Below are 16,654 nucleotides of genomic sequence, written 5' to 3'. Positions count from 1 at the left end.
AAAAGTGCATAGCGATATTTCTGTAGCGCGGTTTAAGCAATTTCCACGATTAATGTGGATACTGTTATTTGGCTCGTTTATTACTCGCGGTAGTTATTACATGGTGTGGCCATTTTTGGCTGTCATTTTGTATGAAAAATTTGCTTTAAGCGCCACAGAAGTGGGTTTAGTACTATCGAGTGCTGCGATTATATCGGTATTTACCAGCTTTATTGGTAGTGCACTGTCAGACCGAATCGGCCGCCACAAGCTAATGTACTTTACCGGTGTGCTTTATATCATCTCGTTTTCATTACTGGCGCAAGTCGATTCCGTCAAAGGCTATGTTGTCGTCATGACTCTGTGTTCTATTGCGACTGCAATATGGCGGCCACTAACGTCTGCCACCATTGGCGACATTATTGACGATCCTAAAACCCGTGAGTTGGCGATGCAATCACTGTATTTTATCGTTAACGTAGGTTGCGCCGTAGGGCCAATGTTAGGAATATGGTTGGGCTTAACCGGAAAACAATCGAGTTTTTACATTACCGCTGCGGCTTTTGCTGCTTTATTGGGGTTATTATTTTGGGGTTTTAGGCATCAAGCTCGCCAGACTCATTCATCGGCTCCAGAGCTGGTTGCAGATGGACTCATTCCAGTTATGGGCGATGCAACAGCTGCTGTTAAGCGTAAACCTGCTATGATGAATCGAAAGCAAATAATGTCGATTTTATGGCAAGATAAATTACTGCAAGGGCTTATTTTTGCAAACATTTTGTGTATGTTTATTTACGCGCAAATGGACAGTTCGCTGATCCAATATCTTACTCGTTCAAATGCCCCCGATTTATTAACACTGATTTCTGCAATGATTTTTACCAATGCCTTAGTCATTATCTCGACCCAATTTTTATTGTTAAGATTAATGGCTGGTTACAGTTTGGTGCATCGGATTCAGTTTGGATTGATGCTGTTGGTTTGTTCACAAGTTTGGTTAGCGTATAACCCCATTGATTTGTTTTGGGGCTGGATTGGCGCTGTTGTTGTTATGAGCCTAGCAGAAACCATTTTATTCCCAACGATGAACGTGCACATTGACAGGCTAGCCCCTAAACATTTACGTGGCGCGTACTTTGGCGCAGCTTCATTTTATGATTTGGGGTTTGCATTTGCGCCGCTGGGCGGCGGGATTATACTGGATCATCTTGGTGGATATTGGTTGTTTATCATCGGCGCATTATTGTCGTTGGTGGTGATGTATTTATACAGTAAGTTGGAAAGGTTACCACGGCCAGATTTTACTGCACTAAAGTTGGATTAAGTGTCGATGGTCTATGCTTGCAAACTTTATTGAATTTAACATTGTAGTAGGCAGTTACAGAGGGTATGGGCCTCGCTTTGCTTTTGAGCTTTTTAATCGTTTGCTTGAGTCTTTTTCACTATAGTAAATGTGATCATTTTGATAAGGTCTCGAACTATAGTGTCGGGAGTTTTACTGTTTATTTTTCTTTTAATTTTATTTTATTTTAACTTTAACTTTAACTTTAACTTTAAATTAAGGCAGGGCCAATTTTATGCCATCAACGGCTATTAACCCGTTTATTTCATCGCTAACATCGCAAGCAGATACTATCCGTTTTGAAGAGACTATGGCTGTCATTGATGGCCAGTATGACTTCACGATAAGTGCATTTAAAAATGGTGATCAGCTTAATGAAGCTGGAGAAAATTCTGGTTCTTGTAAGGTGTTTGCGTTTGGGCAAATTCATCAGTTAACGGTGCAACAAACCTTGGCTATGTTTGGCCAACATTACCGAGATGTTGTGGCGACGCCGCAAGGGACGGATCATCAAAATATTCGTCAGTTTATGCAACATGGCTGGGATGGTATTTTATTTTCGCAACAGGCATTAAAGGCTAAATAACCTAGGTGCTAAACAAGGCTTAATACAACAGGCTCAATACAACAAGGCTCAATACGCAAAACTATGATGAAAGCCTCTATAACTTAAGCTCGTGTTTAGGTTAAAATAACGTCTCATGTAATTGTTTTAAGTAAACTCTTTCTAGCTGAGCAGTTTGTTTACTGTATCAGGAGGCATTCATCATATGATCAAACTTAACCGCAGTATCGTTTCCTCTCGTCAATCCGGTTTCACCCTTATAGAGCTTGTCGTTGTCATTATTATTCTTGGCGTATTGGCTGTTGTCGCAGCGCCTAAGTTTATTAATTTAAAAACAGATGCACATATTGCAGCAATCAAAGGTGCCACAGGCTCAATTAAAACAGCAGTGATGTTATTTAAAACAAAAACATTAACCTCAGGCAATGCGCTTACAGATACGGTTGAATTCTCGGGTGTTAAAGGCAGTCATTACCAACCTTGGGCCGCAGCGGCCAATACTAGTGGTAGCGGTTTTAATGCCGGTTATACAACGTCGTCAGAAATCTTTAAAGCGGCTGGGTTAGAAATGAATGATTGGTCATATCGCATTTTTACATCTAATAGCAGCTATGCTGTTGTTGCAGCCCCCAAAAGTGCACTTGCCCTTGCAGAGCCTACTGCAGCCGAAGTTATTGCAACCAGTTGTTACTTTCAGTATCACTGGCAGAGTACTGGAGAGCCTGTCATCACAACGGTAATCGTTGGGTGTTAACGGTATTATTAAAATCTAAAGGGGCAAACGCACTCTTGTTTATCAATTTTTTGTATATTCGCTGCTTTTCTGTGTCCCTTTATCATCGATAAAAAAGTCTTAACGAGTAACGTCATAAGGATTAAAACATCAAATATTGCTGGGGTTATGCGGAACGAATAAGGTGTTGTTTTCACAATTGGTATTGAAACAAAAGTAACGATTCTACGCGAACATTAATTAACAATAATATAGATTAGTGTCGACAATAGAGCGCAATACAACTACCTTTGCACCCATATCAACCGTAATATTAATAGTATTGGTTTTTTTAACGGTCAGGCATATCGCTGGTTAACTATTATGACAAGCGCCTATTTAATCGCAAAGGAATCCATTTTATGAATCGACATATACTACCTCTCATCATTATCAGCACCTTAATGGTGTGTGCTTCCGGTTACAGCGTTGCTAAAGACAACGACTCGCATGGTAATAGCGGTAAACATAAATCTGAAAAACATGAAAAAAAGCATGACAAGAAGCATGATCACGAACAGGAAGAAACTTATCAGACCTATTTTAGTAACGATCGCCAAGTCATCGTTAATAATTACTATTATACCAACCGTGATGCTAAGCATTGTCCACCAGGATTAGCCAAAAAACACAATCGTTGCCAACCACCGGGCAGTGCTAAGCAATGGCGAAAAGGCTACTCGTTACCTGCTGATGTTGTTTACTACGATGTACCATCAGCGCTTACTGTTCAGCTAGGTCGTACGCCAGAAGGACAAAAGATTGTCCGTGTTGGGACTGATTTGCTGTTGATTAGCATTGGTACGGGTATGGTGATTGATGCAATACAAGACCTTAACGATGTGTTGTAACCTCGTTGGGTAAACCTTGTTATGGCGTTAGTTTTGCCATTAATCGTTAGTGAAACGAAAAAGCCGACCAAATGTCGGCTTTTGCTTAAACGGATATTCTACAACGGACTCAAATGGTTAATCGCGTTCGAATATCACTTCTTTTAAATCATTAATTGTATTCAAATCTACATCACCTGGCTGATTACTCCATGTGACGCGCAGATAATTGCTTAAGTCTTTAAGCTGTTCATCACTTAACTCATCGGCATAACCAGGCATGGCATAAAAGCTGGTGGTGGTATTGTAATGTTGGCTCTTTATACCTTTAAGCATTACCGCAACAATATTGTGCGGGCTGGCTTTATCTAATGTGGCGTTACCGGCCATTGCCGGAGCAACATTAGGTCGACCTTCACCATTTTGACCATGACATCCAGCGCAATATCCCATGTATAGGTTATATCCTGGTAATTCACGCTGGTGGCCGTTAAAGGTCAGTGGTTTGGCTTCTACAGTCTCGTCAGTATCAAGTAAGTAATTGCTTACTGCATGCATGTCGGCATCGGTTAAGTGACTAAAGCTGTGGTATACCACAGGATACATGCCACCAAATACTGTACCTTTACGAGAATAACCTTCAGTAAACAGAGACTTTAAATCGTCATGAGTCCAGTTTTGTCGGTTAAGTTCAGCAGGGGTAATATCTGATGCTTCTAAGCCCTCGATAACGGCGCCTTGAAAATGCTTATCCTGCTCCATGGCAAATAAGCTGTCTCGAGGAGTATGGCATTCACCACAATGGCCTAGCGCATTGACTAAGTAATTACCTCGGTTCCAGGGCTCACTTTTGTCTTTCTTGGGGGCAAATTTTTCAGCATCATGAGCGATTAAGTTCCACGCCTTGAGACCAAATCGAACGTTAAAAGGGAAGGATACATCATTGTCGAGATTAGCTTGCTTGATGGGTTTGGTGCTCATCAAGTAGGCATAAATCGCTTTGGTATCTTCATCGGTTAACAGGCTATAAGACGTGTAGGGCATAGCGGGGTACAAATTACCGTTAATACCGACACCGTGATGCATGGCATCAAAAAATTCGTCATAACTGTATTTGCCAATTCCGGTATCTTTATCTGAGGTGATATTGGTTGAGAATACCGCCCCAAACGGGGTTTCGAACGGCAGTCCACCGGTTAACTCTCGTCCGCCTACCGCGGTATGACAAGCCACACAGTCGCCTATCTTCATCAGATAAGCCCCACGTTCGATATCGCTACTGTTATTGCTCGCCTTATCAGCCGCGCTGCTGGAACAGGCGAACAAACCCAAGCCTAAACTTAGGCCTAAGCTGAGTAAAAGATTTTGGCGGAGATGTTTTTGCGCCTTTATTAAACGGCTTAAGTTACATTGATATAATGGCTTCATGACAGGGTTAGCCCCTCTGTCTTGAGGATCAAATCTTTGATCGCCGCATAGTATTTTACATAACCCGTACAACGACAGACGTGTTCGCCCAAGGCATCTTCAATGACTTGCTCAACTTGATCTTTGGCTATAGGTTTACGCTCTAGTCGTTCAATCAGTGCAGTCGATTCATTGACAAAGCCTGAAGTACACCAACCACATTGAAACGAGAAATGTTCTAAAAATGTTTGCTGTACAGGGCTAAGTGCAGTGATTTCACCTTGGGCATTTTGCTTAGCATGACCTTCAATAGTGCGAATCGATTTGCCATTGAAACGCTCGACGCCATTGATGCAAGTACGAACCGATTCGCTCATACCTTGTTCGTCATCGACGATTACCGTGCAGGCATGACATACACCCGCGCCGCAACCAAATTTAGTCCCGGTGAGGTTTAAATACTCATGCAAAAACTCAATCATCATGATGCCATCGCCAACGTCAATCGGGCCCACAGCTTGGTTATTTATGGTTAACTTAATTGACTGGCTCATGCCATGGCCTCCTTGATTTTTTTCGCTGTCATTGGTAGTTCGTAAAAACGCACTGCGGTAGCTTGGTAAACGGCTTCAACCAGCGCGGAAACAACAGGTATCATCACCACTTCGGCGATGCCGCGGCTAGGATCGGTTTCGGACAACTGCGGTAAAATAGTATGTCGCTGGCTCCAAACACCAACATGTCGCGCTAACGGCACCTTATAACGATTTATATTCCAGGTGCCATTACCAGCGCCGGCTTCAAATGGGGGTAATTCTTCATGCAATGCATGGCCAATTCCCATAGCAAGACCGCCTTGAATTTGGCCTTCAACTAACTCATTCACAATCACTTTACCGGCTTCTAACCAGGTATGAGAGCTCAATAAACTGACTTCGCCATTACCTTCATTAACGGCTACTTCTACTAAAGTGGCGCATGGAGCGTAGTAAGTCACCATGGCGTTATTCAGCTCGGCTTTAGGATAGCTCATCGCTTGACGATCGATTAAGTGATAGCCGTTTGAACTCATGCGGGCTTTGCGATCCGCGCTGCCATGATACTTGTCACCCTCGCCGTATTGCAGTGCCAATGCATCCAGTGCAATGCGTTCTTTGGTACCGAAAATCTCAAAATCAGCTTCGGCCCAAGCCCAACGGTTAAAGGCATGACCCATTACGCCAACCACTAAGCCTAAATCGTGGGCTCGTTTAGCGAGAATGTCGATTGAAAGCGGCGGGAATCCCATAGCGGTAAGCTTGCCATCAGTCCAGCGGCCGTCACGAGAGTGATTGAGATTAGTTTTGCCCATTGGGGTGTTGAAATACAACTCGTTCCAAATAGACACCGCAGCAGGCCAGAGTCCGTGACGATAAATAATATCGGCGGCAATACGAGTGACATGGCTTTGATAATATGCCGACATAGATGCCGACGATGCCATGGCTTTAACCGGTGTCCAACGTGGATTTGCCGTCATTTCATCTTGGCGCTGCTGCGAAATAATGTATGGATTGTCGGTTTGCACTAATTGCATTGCATCCCAAATATCTATCTCAGCAAGTTTCACTTCATGAGCAAAACTACCTAATGACTCGCTGACTACCACGGCTTGTGACGTTTGAGTACCAGTACCCATTTCGATAAAACCAATTTCTAAGGTTATTTTACCGTCTTTAGATAATCTAACCGCCGCACTTGGTGCTGCAGCACCGGTACCATAATCTTTCGTCGCAATACCAAAACCAACGCCGTAACGCATGCCTGGGTTTTTAGCCTCATAACGCGCTTTATTATCTGCACGGTTTTGCCACACTGGGTCTAGTTCGGCCATGTCGAGCATTTCACGGTATCTAAGCGTGCCATTAGGGATAGCACCTTGAGTATTACGCTGTCCTGATTCCATCACGTTAGCCGCGCGTAACTTAAAGGGATCAACCTTTAACTCAGCAGCCATCTCGTGGATCATGCCTTCCATTGCGGTCATCGATTGCAATGTACCGTAACCGCGCATCGAGCCTGCATCAGGGTTACGTGACGCATAAGATGTGGCGATAATATCGTTACGTGGGGTGTAGTAAATGCTTTGCATTGCCGTCGCCCCAACAGAGGTGACCGATGGGCTGAAATTAACTCGACCACCGCCATCAACTGTCATCTGTGAGGTTAACGCTTGAATTTTCAAGGTTGCTTTATCAACGGCTAAACGACTTTTCATGATGAAAGGATGACGCTTAAGACCGGATTGAAATTGCTCGAAGCGGTCGTTAGCTAACCGAACCGGACCGTTGGCGTAAATGGTTGCCAACACGCCATAATACGGGAATATTGAGTGATCTTTAGCGCCAAAACCGCCACCAATATAAGGAGAATGCACTACTAGATTTTTGACTTTGTCAGCCAATGGCCCAGATGACAGCATGTGTACGGCCATCTCTTGAAAGTCTTGCGGCGACTGAGAGGTAATAACGGTATGAAAGGTTTGGCTGCTGGCATCAAACCAGCCATTAAAGGCCTCTGGCTCCATCATCATAGGATCGATGATTTGAGTGCGATATTCGCGCTCTAATACTTGCCACTGTTGATCTGCTTTGGCACTCGCAATCTGTTTTTCTATCTCGCCAGCATAATACAGCCCGCGCTCAGAAACCGAGCCTTGAGCATTAGCATCACCTGACCATACCGGTTTGTGGTGCTTAACGCTGGGGAAAAATAGTCCATCGTGTAGTGGGCTATAAGTATCTTCACGGGCACCATTTTCGCCTTCAACCCGAATAAGACGCCAGCTGGCATAAGGGTCTTTAGTGTCTGAAACAAAGGGCGTTTTTTCACCAAAGCGCAATAAGGTATTGTCGAACTGCAACAATGACTTAGCTTGTTTAAATGCAGGGAAACTATCAAATAATAATATGGCTACCGCATGACCAAGATAATCTGCTGTTTGTCCCTCGGGCAATAACATATTGTCACCGTAAAACTCAGGCAATTTAACTTTGTCGCGGGCAAGGTCTGCTGCAGTAATGACTTTATAAGGCTTAGCTGAAGCCGGGAGGTGGTCGAGGGAGAACCCTTGATAGACATGGGATGCATCTGCAGCGCGTAAGATAAACGCGTAGCCTTGTTGTTTTGGCCAGCCTGCCATGTCCATTGCCCGGTAGTCACGACCATAAACTTTTTGACCGGTGACTTTAGCAATACCGTCGTTACGAAATTTGGGTTTAGATTGGCCGCTAACCTGAGTTTGCCATTGTGCAGCCAGTTCAGGCGAAATGATGGACGCATTGGCCCGACTCATTTCCCACAGTAAAGGCGCGGAATATACCGCGACCCCGCCAATAACACATTGTTTTATAAAGGTCCGTCTCGACGCGTTAGATACATCCATATCTCACCTCAGTTATTCTAAAGGGGAAAATCAGACGGCCTATTCATTGTCGCCCGATTTAGGCTTATTCACTTGATTGTCATTGCATAATTTTTGATTGCGCTGAATCTAAATTAGCACTATGTACGGTAACATACTGATTTAGGAATGCATATTTACGATTGTGATAGGGTTTCTCGGTTGCTTGCCGTGAAGTTGAATAATTCATCTTTTTGATGATTTAATCTGCGAATAAAATGATTGAGTAATTGAACGTCTCATAAAAACCGTTTCGTTTATACTTAAATTATTAAAAAGTCATCACGAGTAATATTTTATTCATTTAGATGTGCTGATATATTTTTACTATTTAATCAATTATATAGTAAACGATCGGTGATCTCGTTAACTGTATATCTTGGACTCGATCCAAAGTAATTATTTAATTTTAGTCAGTTAAAGTAAATTCTCGATAACGATAATTATATTTTTTCATTTATTTTAGCTAATATATTGAATTGTAAGCTTAAAGTTATCGAGTTGTTTGTGTTTATCGTTGCTTTTGGTTGCTAGTTAACTTTAACGTAAACTGCTTGTTGCTGATTTAGCTGCGCATATCTGCAAAGTGTTTTTTATAAGACCAAGATTCTAAGTTCTCCAACTTATTTTTGTCGTGTTGAATCGTTTTATCATTATTTAAAAAATTTAGTTTACAGATTTTTAATACCTTGAACAAAATCATATATATCGATGAGTATAGGCATAAAAATGTGATTTATATATTTGATTGGAGTTATATTTTATATTACATTAAAATTCTCAATAACATAATTGTAACATTTGCATTGGTTATTGTTTTTCATCGTAAAGTTCCTCCAAGGATTGATCGAGCTTTTATAGTTAATTTATTTTTACTTGGTGGTCTATTATGCTGAATTTTAAAATTAAACAAAAAATGCTCATTAGTTCGTTAATTCCATTAGCCATTCTCATCATAATTTGTGGCATTGCTGTCAATATGATGGGGAAAATCGAAGATGGAGTGATGAGGATCTATTCTGATCGGGTGGTGCCATTAGAAGATTTAAAAATCATTGGTGATGACTATGCTGTCTTAGTCATTGATGCAATAAACAAAGCCAATGCTGGCGGCTCAACCGCTCAAGATGCTGCTGAGACATTAATGAGTGCAAAAAGTAATATTGATACCCTGTGGAAAAAATATTTAGCCACTACGTTAACACCCAAAGAGAGCCAACTTAGTATTGAAGCCAATGATATGTTTGGTCCTGCGGATGAGAGAATTGATTTTCTTATCAATAAACTGCAAAACATGTCGGGGAATATTTCAGGTCAATTGACCGATGATATTATGCCTTTATATGGCGTAATTGATCCCATTAGCGGTAAAATAGCCGAATTAGTGTCATTGCAAATAAAAGTAGCAGGCGATGAATGGCGATTAACTCAAGATATATACCAATCATCAGTTCAGTTATTTATTTTCTTTACGTTATGTGCAGTTGTTATCAGTGTCGTGTTAACCATTTGGGTGCTGCGCAGTGTGATGAGGCCTGTGACTGATATTTTGATGAAACTAAAGCTCATCAAGCAAAACTCAGATTTAACCCAAGTGTTTACTCCTTATAATGATGATGAATTAGGCATGATTTCAACGAGCCTTACAGGCGTTATCACCCATCTAAGAAGCATTATCGAATCAATTTCAGATGCCGCTAATACCATCAATATTTCATCAGAAGAGTTGCAGCGTTTCACAGAAGACACTAACCATAGAATGATACAGCAGCAAGATGAGTCAGAACAAACTGCAACGGCTATGAATGAAATGACCGCAACAGTGGCTGAAGTCGTTCAAAGTACCAATTTTGCTGCTGAACAGGCGAAACAAGCTAATGATCATGCTGAAAATGGTAATATTATTGTTCGAAATTCAATCGACAGTATATCGCAGTTATCTAATCAAATTGGCACCACGGCGGAGGTGATATCTCATCTCGCTAAAGAAAGTCAAAACATTGGTCAAGTGTTAAGTGTCATTAAAGGTATTGCCGAGCAGACTAACCTTTTAGCCCTAAACGCCGCCATTGAAGCAGCAAGAGCCGGTGAACAAGGTCGAGGATTTGCTGTTGTTGCTGATGAAGTTCGTACTCTAGCTAAGCGTACTCAAGACTCAACACTGCAAATTGAAACCATGATTGGCGGGTTACAAAAAAGTGTCGTGCTTGCGGTTTCTTCAATGGATGAGGGCTTGGTTCTAGTTAATAATGCCAACGATAAAACGAGTAGTGCAGGTGTTGTGCTAAGTGAAATTGTCACTTCGGTCGACAGTATCAATGAGCTTAATACCCAAATAGCTACCGCTGCAGAAGAACAATCCTATGTGGCTGAGAGCATCAATAAAAGTATCATCGCAATAAATGATATTACTAAAGCCTCATCAGCGGCGACTGAAAAACTCACCCATTCTGTCAACGACTTACAATCACTGGCTCGTTCAATGCAACGTCAAGTGGCGACATTTAAAATAGCCTAACGTTTTTATTGATGAGGGCTGAGTTAAACTTCAGCCCTTCCTCGCAATCTCTCAGTTAATTTATCCGTACAACCTGTATGGCTAAAAAGCTAGCGAGGGCAGTGTTATATAATTCCCTGTAATTATGTTGGTTTTTTATCCTTTTGAGCATAACGGCGGCGATATTGTGATTGGCGTTAAAGAGTCGTTTTGATTAACTGAAGCAGCCGTAAGTTAGACATCACTTATTATCAATTAACGTCCTATATGTCTCAATTTCTCCACTATTTTGTGCTAGTTCAACGTTACCATCGTCAACACTATTAAAGGGGTAATTTACCGCTTACACTACAAATAGCTTAATTACCTTGAGTAATATTAATGAAACCAATTATTTGTAGCAGTGCTTTAGAGGCCGTATCCTTAATTGAAAACGGTGAAACCTTGTGGACTCATTCGATGGGGGCAACGCCAAAATTACTGCTAGATGCATTAGCCCAACATGCGTTAACAAAGCATGGTTTAACATTATTGCAGTTGCATACCGAGGGCGCTGAGTCGCTAAGTGATCCCCGTTTAAGGGATCATCTTCGCCATCGTTGCTTTTTTACTGGTTCACCCACAAGGTCACTGCTACAACAAGGTGATGCCGATTATGTGCCAATTTTTCTCTCTGAGGTGCCCAAGTTGTTTCGTTCCGGCGAACAGCATATCGACACCGCCATCGTTCAAGTTTCCCCGCCAGATAAACATGGTATCTGTTCTTTAGGCATATCGGTTGAGGCAACCTTAGCAGCCTGCCAAATGGCGGGAAAAATCATTGCTCACATTAACCCCATGATGCCTCGCACCCATGGTGACGGTTTTATTCATTACAATAAGTTCGCTGCCGTGTATGAGCAGAGCATGCCGCTACCACAACACCTATTCGCCCCAAGTGATGCGATAAGCTTGGCCATCGGCCAGAATGTGGCCAAATTGGTACTTGATGGCGCTTGCTTACAAATGGGCATTGGCGCTATTCCAGATGCCGTGCTGGCGTGCTTAACCGAACATAAAGATTTAGGCGTTCACACTGAGTTATTTTCTGATGGCGTGCTTAATTTGGTCGAGCTTGGCGTGATCAATAATAGCCGTAAGAAAGTCCATCCCGGCAAGACAGTGACAGGCTTTGCATTAGGTAGCCAACGACTTTATGATTTTGTTGATGACAACCCATCGGTAATATTCATGGATATTGAGCAGGTTAATGACACGGCTATTATCCGTAAAAACCCTAATGTGATGTCGATAAACTCAGCACTGCAGGTCGATATTTCAGGGCAAGTTTGTGCTGATTCATTGGGTACTCAAATATATTCCGGTGTAGGCGGTCAGATGGACTTTATACGCGGCGCGGGGCTTTCTGAAGGTGGCCGTTCTGTTATCGCATTACCCAGTACTGCGGCTAATGGCACCGTGTCGCGGATTGCCACCGTTTTATCGCCAGGCGCTGGCGTGGTAACCACCCGTGCGCATGTACACTATATTGTTACTGAGTATGGAACCGCTTATTTACGCGGTAAATCGTTACGAGAACGAGCCCGTGCGCTTATCGACATTGCCCACCCTAAGTTTAGAGAACAGCTTTGCCAAGAAGCTTTTGATATGTGGCGACTTAAGGTTTAATCATTGTTGATTTATGAATCTTGTCATTCCGGTAATGCTTATCAGCCGGAATCCAGTTCTTCTTTTATTGTTTAGATTTTATGGCCTGCGGCCACATCAATGTTAGAAACAAGAGTCGATCGCAAGGTTCCACCCTGCACGGGCCAAGAGGGGATCAACAGCCATCCCTTCTTTACTGTTTATAAAAGAATTAGCAATCTGATAGGCAGGATGCCTTAAAGCACATGGTCAATGATGTTGCCGACATCACTATGACATTTCCAATATCAATATAGGTCAGATATGCATGAAAGGCCTGTCAGGTTGATGGATTCTTTTTAAAGAGTCTTCAACGTCCTCAAGTTCAAAGTTCAAAGTTCAAAGTTGAATTTGTCCATTTCCTGGTCGAGAAAACTAACTCCGTTTCTGCCCTAAAGTAATTTCACTCATCTAATGTGCAATAAACTTACAAGCATTTTATCGTATAAATTCTTATCTATCCTATGCATACAACTATTTAGCGCAAGCAGTCTTAAATGATATGATATACAGTCATATTTCAACGAAGCTAAAACTCACCTAGTAGGACGTGGCAATTTCGGCCTAGCTATCCGCGTGATGAATACGCTATTTCGATTTGTTTATTTGATTAATGTTAGGTGTATTTCTATTCTGTCGTCCTATGTTAGGGCGCTCACCCTTATCGTTTTTAAGCATTACTGGAGATAAAATTCATGACAAACGTGAATGTGGATGCCACGCAGTTAACCACTAAACCATCTCAAGATGGTTTTAGCATGCCCGCCGAATGGGCGGCGCAGCAAGCTGTGTGGATGATTTGGCCATATCGTCCTGACAACTGGCGCTCTGCAGGGGCTTATGCTCAGGCTACCTTTGCTAAAGTGGCCGATGCCATTGGTGCTGTTACCCCAGTTTACATGGGGGTACCTAAGGCGTTTTTGGCAGAGGCCAAAACGGTTATGCCTTCTCACGTTACGTTGGTCGAAATAGATAGCAACGATTGCTGGGCTCGCGATACAGGTCCTACTGTAGTGGTGAATGCCAAGGGCGAATGCCGAGGTGTTGACTGGGGCTTTAATGCCTGGGGCGGTGATAACGGTGGTTTGTATTCACCATGGGATAAGGACGAGCAAGTCGCGCAACAAATGCTTACGCAGCATGGTTTTGAGCGTTATCAGGCTCCGCTTATTCTTGAAGGTGGTTCAATTCATGTCGATGGTGAAGGCACCTGCATGACCACGGCTGAATGTTTACTTAACAGCAACCGCAACCCAGATTTGACTCGTGAACAGATAGAAGCATTACTGGCTGAATATTTAAATGTGCAGCAGTTTATCTGGTTGCCAGACGGCGTATTCATGGATGAGACCGACGGACACATTGATAATATATGCTGTTTTGCTCGCCCAGGCGAAGTGGTTTTACACTGGACTGATGATCAAACCGATCCGCAGTATCCTCGCTCAAAAGCCGCTTTGGATATTTTGCAAAATACTGTTGATGCACAGGGGCGTAAGTTAAAAGTCCATTTACTACCACAGCCTGGTCCTTTGTATTGCACAGAAGAAGAAGCGCAAGGCGTAGTAGAGGGGACTGGTGTTCCACGCACGGCGGGCGAGCGCTTAGCGGGTTCTTATGCGAACTTTTTAATTACCAATAATCGTATTGTTTTCCCGTTACTCGACCCAGCAACTGACGATATTGCAGCACAAAAATTGCAAGAGATTTTCCCTGAGTATGAAATTGTCGGTGTGCCTGCCCGTGAGATCCTATTAGGTGGTGGTAACATCCATTGCATCACCCAACAGATCCCCTCTGGACAGTAAGTAAAAACCAACGAGAACACAATGACCATTAATGTCACTATTGTTTTAATAAAATTGACTGTCAATACTTTTGGCTTTTAAGAAGAGGTCGTAACATGTTCGAAGTCACTGAGGTTTCTATTGCCGAGCTGCGTGCAGCCCTCGAATCCGGTCGCACCACAGCGGTTGAGTTAGTGAAGTCTTATTTAGCTCGGGTTGAGGTTTATGACGGCCCAGCGACACAGACTAAACTGAATGCGCTGGTGGTTCACAATCAAGATGCGATTAAAGAAGCTGAAGCTTCTGATGCACGCCGAGCGCGTGGTGAAACGCTGAGTCCACTCGATGGTATTCCTTACACTACGAAGGACAGCTACTTAGTTAAAGGGCTCACTGCGGCTTCTGGTAGTCCAGCGTTTAAGGACTTAATTGCTCAATACGATGCATTTGCCGTTGAGCGCCTGCGCGAAGCGGGTGCCATTTGCTTAGGTAAAACCAACATGCCACCTATGGCCAATGGTGGTATGCAGCGCGGTCACTATGGCCGTGCCGAAAGCCCATACAACGCTAATTATCTTACAGCTCCGTTCGCCTCTGGTTCTTCCAATGGCGCGGGTACTGGTACCGCCGCAAGTTATTCTGCTTTCGGCCTAGCTGAGGAGACATGGTCGAGCGGTCGTGGTCCTGCATCGAACAATGGACTGTGTGCATATACTCCATCACGTGGGGTGATTTCTGTGCGCGGTAACTGGCCGTTAACACCGACGATGGATGTTGTGGTGCCTTATACTCGTACTATGGCCGATATGCTTGAAGTACTTGACGTTATCGTGGCAGATGACCCTATCACTCGCGGAGATTTATGGCGTCTACAACCTTGGGTTGATATCCCAAAAGCATCAACCGTGCGTCCAGCATCGTATCTGGATCTTGCCGCTCAAGCCGACACGCTTAAAGGCAAGCGTTTTGGGGTGCCACGCATGTACATTAATAAAGATGAATTGGCTGGCACCAGCGAAAACCCAGGCATTGGCGGCCCGACTGGTCAGCGCATCAATACTCGTGCGTCGGTGATCGACCTTTGGCAAGCAGCACGCAAAGCGCTGGAATCTGCCGGAGCCGAGGTCATTGAAGTGGACTTCCCGCTGGTTTCCAACTGTGAAGGTGACCGACCTGGTGCACCGACTGTGTTCAATCGCGGCATCGTCACGCCTGAGTTTCTCGAGGATGAGCTATGGGCTCTATCGGGGTGGGCTTTAGATGAATTCTTACGTGCTAACAATGACCCTAAACTGAACAAATTAGCTGATGTTAATGGGCATTTGATTTTCCCGCATGACTTAGGCACCTTGCCAAACCGTGAGGGCGACCTCGCAGCTGGCATGGATGAGTACGTCAACATGGCCAAAAGAGGTCTCAAGTCGTATAACCAAATCGATAGCATACCGGATGGTCTGCGCGGCTTAGAGAAGACGCGCAAGCTGGATCTGGAAGACTGGATGGACGAGCTCAAACTTGATGCAGTGCTGTTCCCAACCATGGCAGATGTAGGTCCAGCAGATGCGCACCTTAATCCAGCTTCAGCTGACATAGCGTGGAGCAACGGTGTTTGGGTTGCTAATGGCAATCTTGCTATTCGCCACTTAGGTGTACCAACCGTTACTGTGCCGATGGGGACAATGGCCGATATTGGCATGCCAGTAGGGTTAACTTTCGCAGGCCGTGCTTATGACGACAACAACCTGCTCAAGTTTGCGAGTGCATTTGAAGCGACAGGCAGCAAGCGCCTGATCCCTACACGCACACCAGCGCTTAGCTGATAAGCACTAAAAAGTGAAAAACGGGATTGGTTACTGCGCGCCAATCCCGTTTTTTTAACTCAAATATAGATACATTTTTAACTTATTTTCTATATACAGTGGGCGGATCATACACACTAGATCAAAGTCGCAAGTTTCACTCTGCACGGACCAGATCCACTGTCGTTCCGGTAATGCTTGTGAGCCGGAATCCAGCTCTTTTTTTATTCTTTAGATTTTATGGCCTGCGGCCACTAACGTCTTGGCGCTTCGCCCACACCAGACCAAAAGGAAACCAACGGCTGTTCCCTCTTTATTCTTTATAAAAGAATTGGCCCAGCCGCCCCACAACATTTTCAAACAGCGAAAAGGTCGCCATGGGGTCAGATCCAGCTTTTAACCTCATTTGAATCTTGCCTCGGTCTTATTCGAAAATGCTAACGCTTCCGATGGTACATCCTGTACCGCGAAAGCTAGCCTGACGTCCTGTCAGGCTCACGCTATTTTCTTCAACGTCCTCAATTCAGAGTTGAATCACGCCAACTGCA

Annotated in this window: 11 protein-coding genes; 8 read left to right on the top strand and 3 right to left on the bottom strand. The window is 43.7% G+C overall.

From position 1 onward, the window contains the following. Nucleotides 1–4: 4 nt before the first annotated feature. The 4 genes from H5125_RS17635 to H5125_RS17620 all read left to right on the top strand — a co-directional run bounded on the left by H5125_RS17635 (nucleotide 5) and on the right by H5125_RS17620 (nucleotide 3,509). Nucleotides 5–1,303 (top strand): MFS transporter, encoded by a 1,299-nt coding sequence (locus H5125_RS17635; protein WP_101085892.1) that lies wholly within the window; start codon nucleotides 5–7, stop codon nucleotides 1,301–1,303. A gap of 253 nt (nucleotides 1,304–1,556) precedes the next feature. Beyond that, the gene (locus H5125_RS17630; RefSeq protein WP_162022453.1) at nucleotides 1,557–1,907 is read left to right on the top strand and encodes a HopJ type III effector protein; all 351 of its coding nucleotides are present in this window, start codon (nucleotides 1,557–1,559) and stop codon (nucleotides 1,905–1,907) included. Nucleotides 1,908–2,091: 184 nt separating this feature from the next. Continuing rightward, nucleotides 2,092–2,640: a type II secretion system protein gene (locus tag H5125_RS17625; RefSeq protein ID WP_101085890.1), complete on the top strand. Its 549-nt coding sequence runs from the start codon at nucleotides 2,092–2,094 to the stop codon at nucleotides 2,638–2,640. Between the two features lie 380 nt (nucleotides 2,641–3,020). Continuing rightward, nucleotides 3,021–3,509: a hypothetical protein gene (locus tag H5125_RS17620; protein ID WP_162022454.1), complete on the top strand. Its 489-nt coding sequence runs from the start codon at nucleotides 3,021–3,023 to the stop codon at nucleotides 3,507–3,509. A gap of 117 nt (nucleotides 3,510–3,626) precedes the next feature. On the opposite strand, the gene H5125_RS17615 is transcribed toward H5125_RS17620, so the two are convergent. From H5125_RS17615 to H5125_RS17605, 3 genes are read right to left on the bottom strand one after another with little or no spacing between them, the layout of a single operon-like run. Beyond that, nucleotides 3,627–4,916, bottom strand: a complete 1,290-nt coding sequence (locus H5125_RS17615) for a cytochrome c (protein WP_182744888.1) — start codon at nucleotides 4,914–4,916, stop codon at nucleotides 3,627–3,629. Beyond that, nucleotides 4,913–5,449, bottom strand: coding sequence for a (2Fe-2S)-binding protein (locus H5125_RS17610; RefSeq protein WP_101085887.1), 537 nt, complete (start codon nucleotides 5,447–5,449; stop codon nucleotides 4,913–4,915). Before H5125_RS17610 ends, H5125_RS17615 begins: the two co-directional genes overlap by 4 nt. Then, the gene (locus H5125_RS17605) at nucleotides 5,446–8,319 is read right to left on the bottom strand and encodes a xanthine dehydrogenase family protein molybdopterin-binding subunit (protein ID WP_182744887.1); all 2,874 of its coding nucleotides are present in this window, start codon (nucleotides 8,317–8,319) and stop codon (nucleotides 5,446–5,448) included. The genes H5125_RS17610 and H5125_RS17605 overlap by 4 nt, the downstream gene beginning before the upstream one ends. Nucleotides 8,320–9,226: 907 nt before the next feature. Here H5125_RS17605 and H5125_RS17600 point away from each other — a divergent pair. The 4 genes from H5125_RS17600 (at nucleotide 9,227) to H5125_RS17585 (ending at nucleotide 16,127) form a co-directional block, all read left to right on the top strand. After that, the gene (locus H5125_RS17600) at nucleotides 9,227–10,855 is read left to right on the top strand and encodes a methyl-accepting chemotaxis protein (protein ID WP_101085885.1); all 1,629 of its coding nucleotides are present in this window, start codon (nucleotides 9,227–9,229) and stop codon (nucleotides 10,853–10,855) included. A gap of 360 nt (nucleotides 10,856–11,215) precedes the next feature. Beyond that, nucleotides 11,216–12,502 carry an acetyl-CoA hydrolase/transferase family protein gene (locus tag H5125_RS17595; RefSeq protein ID WP_101085884.1) on the top strand — a complete coding sequence of 429 codons (1,287 nt, stop codon included), beginning with the start codon at nucleotides 11,216–11,218 and terminating at the stop codon, nucleotides 12,500–12,502. A gap of 713 nt (nucleotides 12,503–13,215) precedes the next feature. Next, nucleotides 13,216–14,328: an agmatine deiminase gene (gene aguA / locus H5125_RS17590; protein ID WP_182744886.1), complete on the top strand. Its 1,113-nt coding sequence runs from the start codon at nucleotides 13,216–13,218 to the stop codon at nucleotides 14,326–14,328. A 95-nt stretch (nucleotides 14,329–14,423) separates the two neighbouring features. Next, a complete protein-coding gene (locus H5125_RS17585) occupies nucleotides 14,424–16,127 on the top strand; it encodes an amidase (RefSeq protein ID WP_182744885.1) in 1,704 nt (567 codons plus the stop codon). Nucleotides 16,128–16,654: the final 527 nt, after the last annotated feature.

The sequence above is a fragment of the Shewanella sp. SR44-4 genome (genome assembly GCF_014163715.1).
In the GTDB taxonomy this organism is placed as follows: Bacteria; Pseudomonadota; Gammaproteobacteria; order Enterobacterales; family Shewanellaceae; genus Shewanella.
Note: the sequence above shows the minus strand (reverse complement) of the source record. Positions and strands in the feature narration are given on the sequence as shown.

Coding starts and splice junctions, on each gene's coding strand:
- H5125_RS17630 (WP_162022453.1), top strand. CDS start 1,557: ATGCCATCAACGGCTATTAACCCGTTTATTTCATCGCTAACATCGCAA.
- H5125_RS17625 (WP_101085890.1), top strand. CDS start 2,092: ATGATCAAACTTAACCGCAGTATCGTTTCCTCTCGTCAATCCGGTTTC.
- H5125_RS17620 (WP_162022454.1), top strand. CDS start 3,021: ATGAATCGACATATACTACCTCTCATCATTATCAGCACCTTAATGGTG.
- H5125_RS17615 (WP_182744888.1), bottom strand. CDS start 4,916: ATGAAGCCATTATATCAATGTAACTTAAGCCGTTTAATAAAGGCGCAA.
- H5125_RS17610 (WP_101085887.1), bottom strand. CDS start 5,449: ATGAGCCAGTCAATTAAGTTAACCATAAATAACCAAGCTGTGGGCCCG.
- H5125_RS17605 (WP_182744887.1), bottom strand. CDS start 8,319: ATGGATGTATCTAACGCGTCGAGACGGACCTTTATAAAACAATGTGTT.
- H5125_RS17600 (WP_101085885.1), top strand. CDS start 9,227: ATGCTGAATTTTAAAATTAAACAAAAAATGCTCATTAGTTCGTTAATT.
- H5125_RS17595 (WP_101085884.1), top strand. CDS start 11,216: ATGAAACCAATTATTTGTAGCAGTGCTTTAGAGGCCGTATCCTTAATT.
- aguA (WP_182744886.1), top strand. CDS start 13,216: ATGACAAACGTGAATGTGGATGCCACGCAGTTAACCACTAAACCATCT.
- H5125_RS17585 (WP_182744885.1), top strand. CDS start 14,424: ATGTTCGAAGTCACTGAGGTTTCTATTGCCGAGCTGCGTGCAGCCCTC.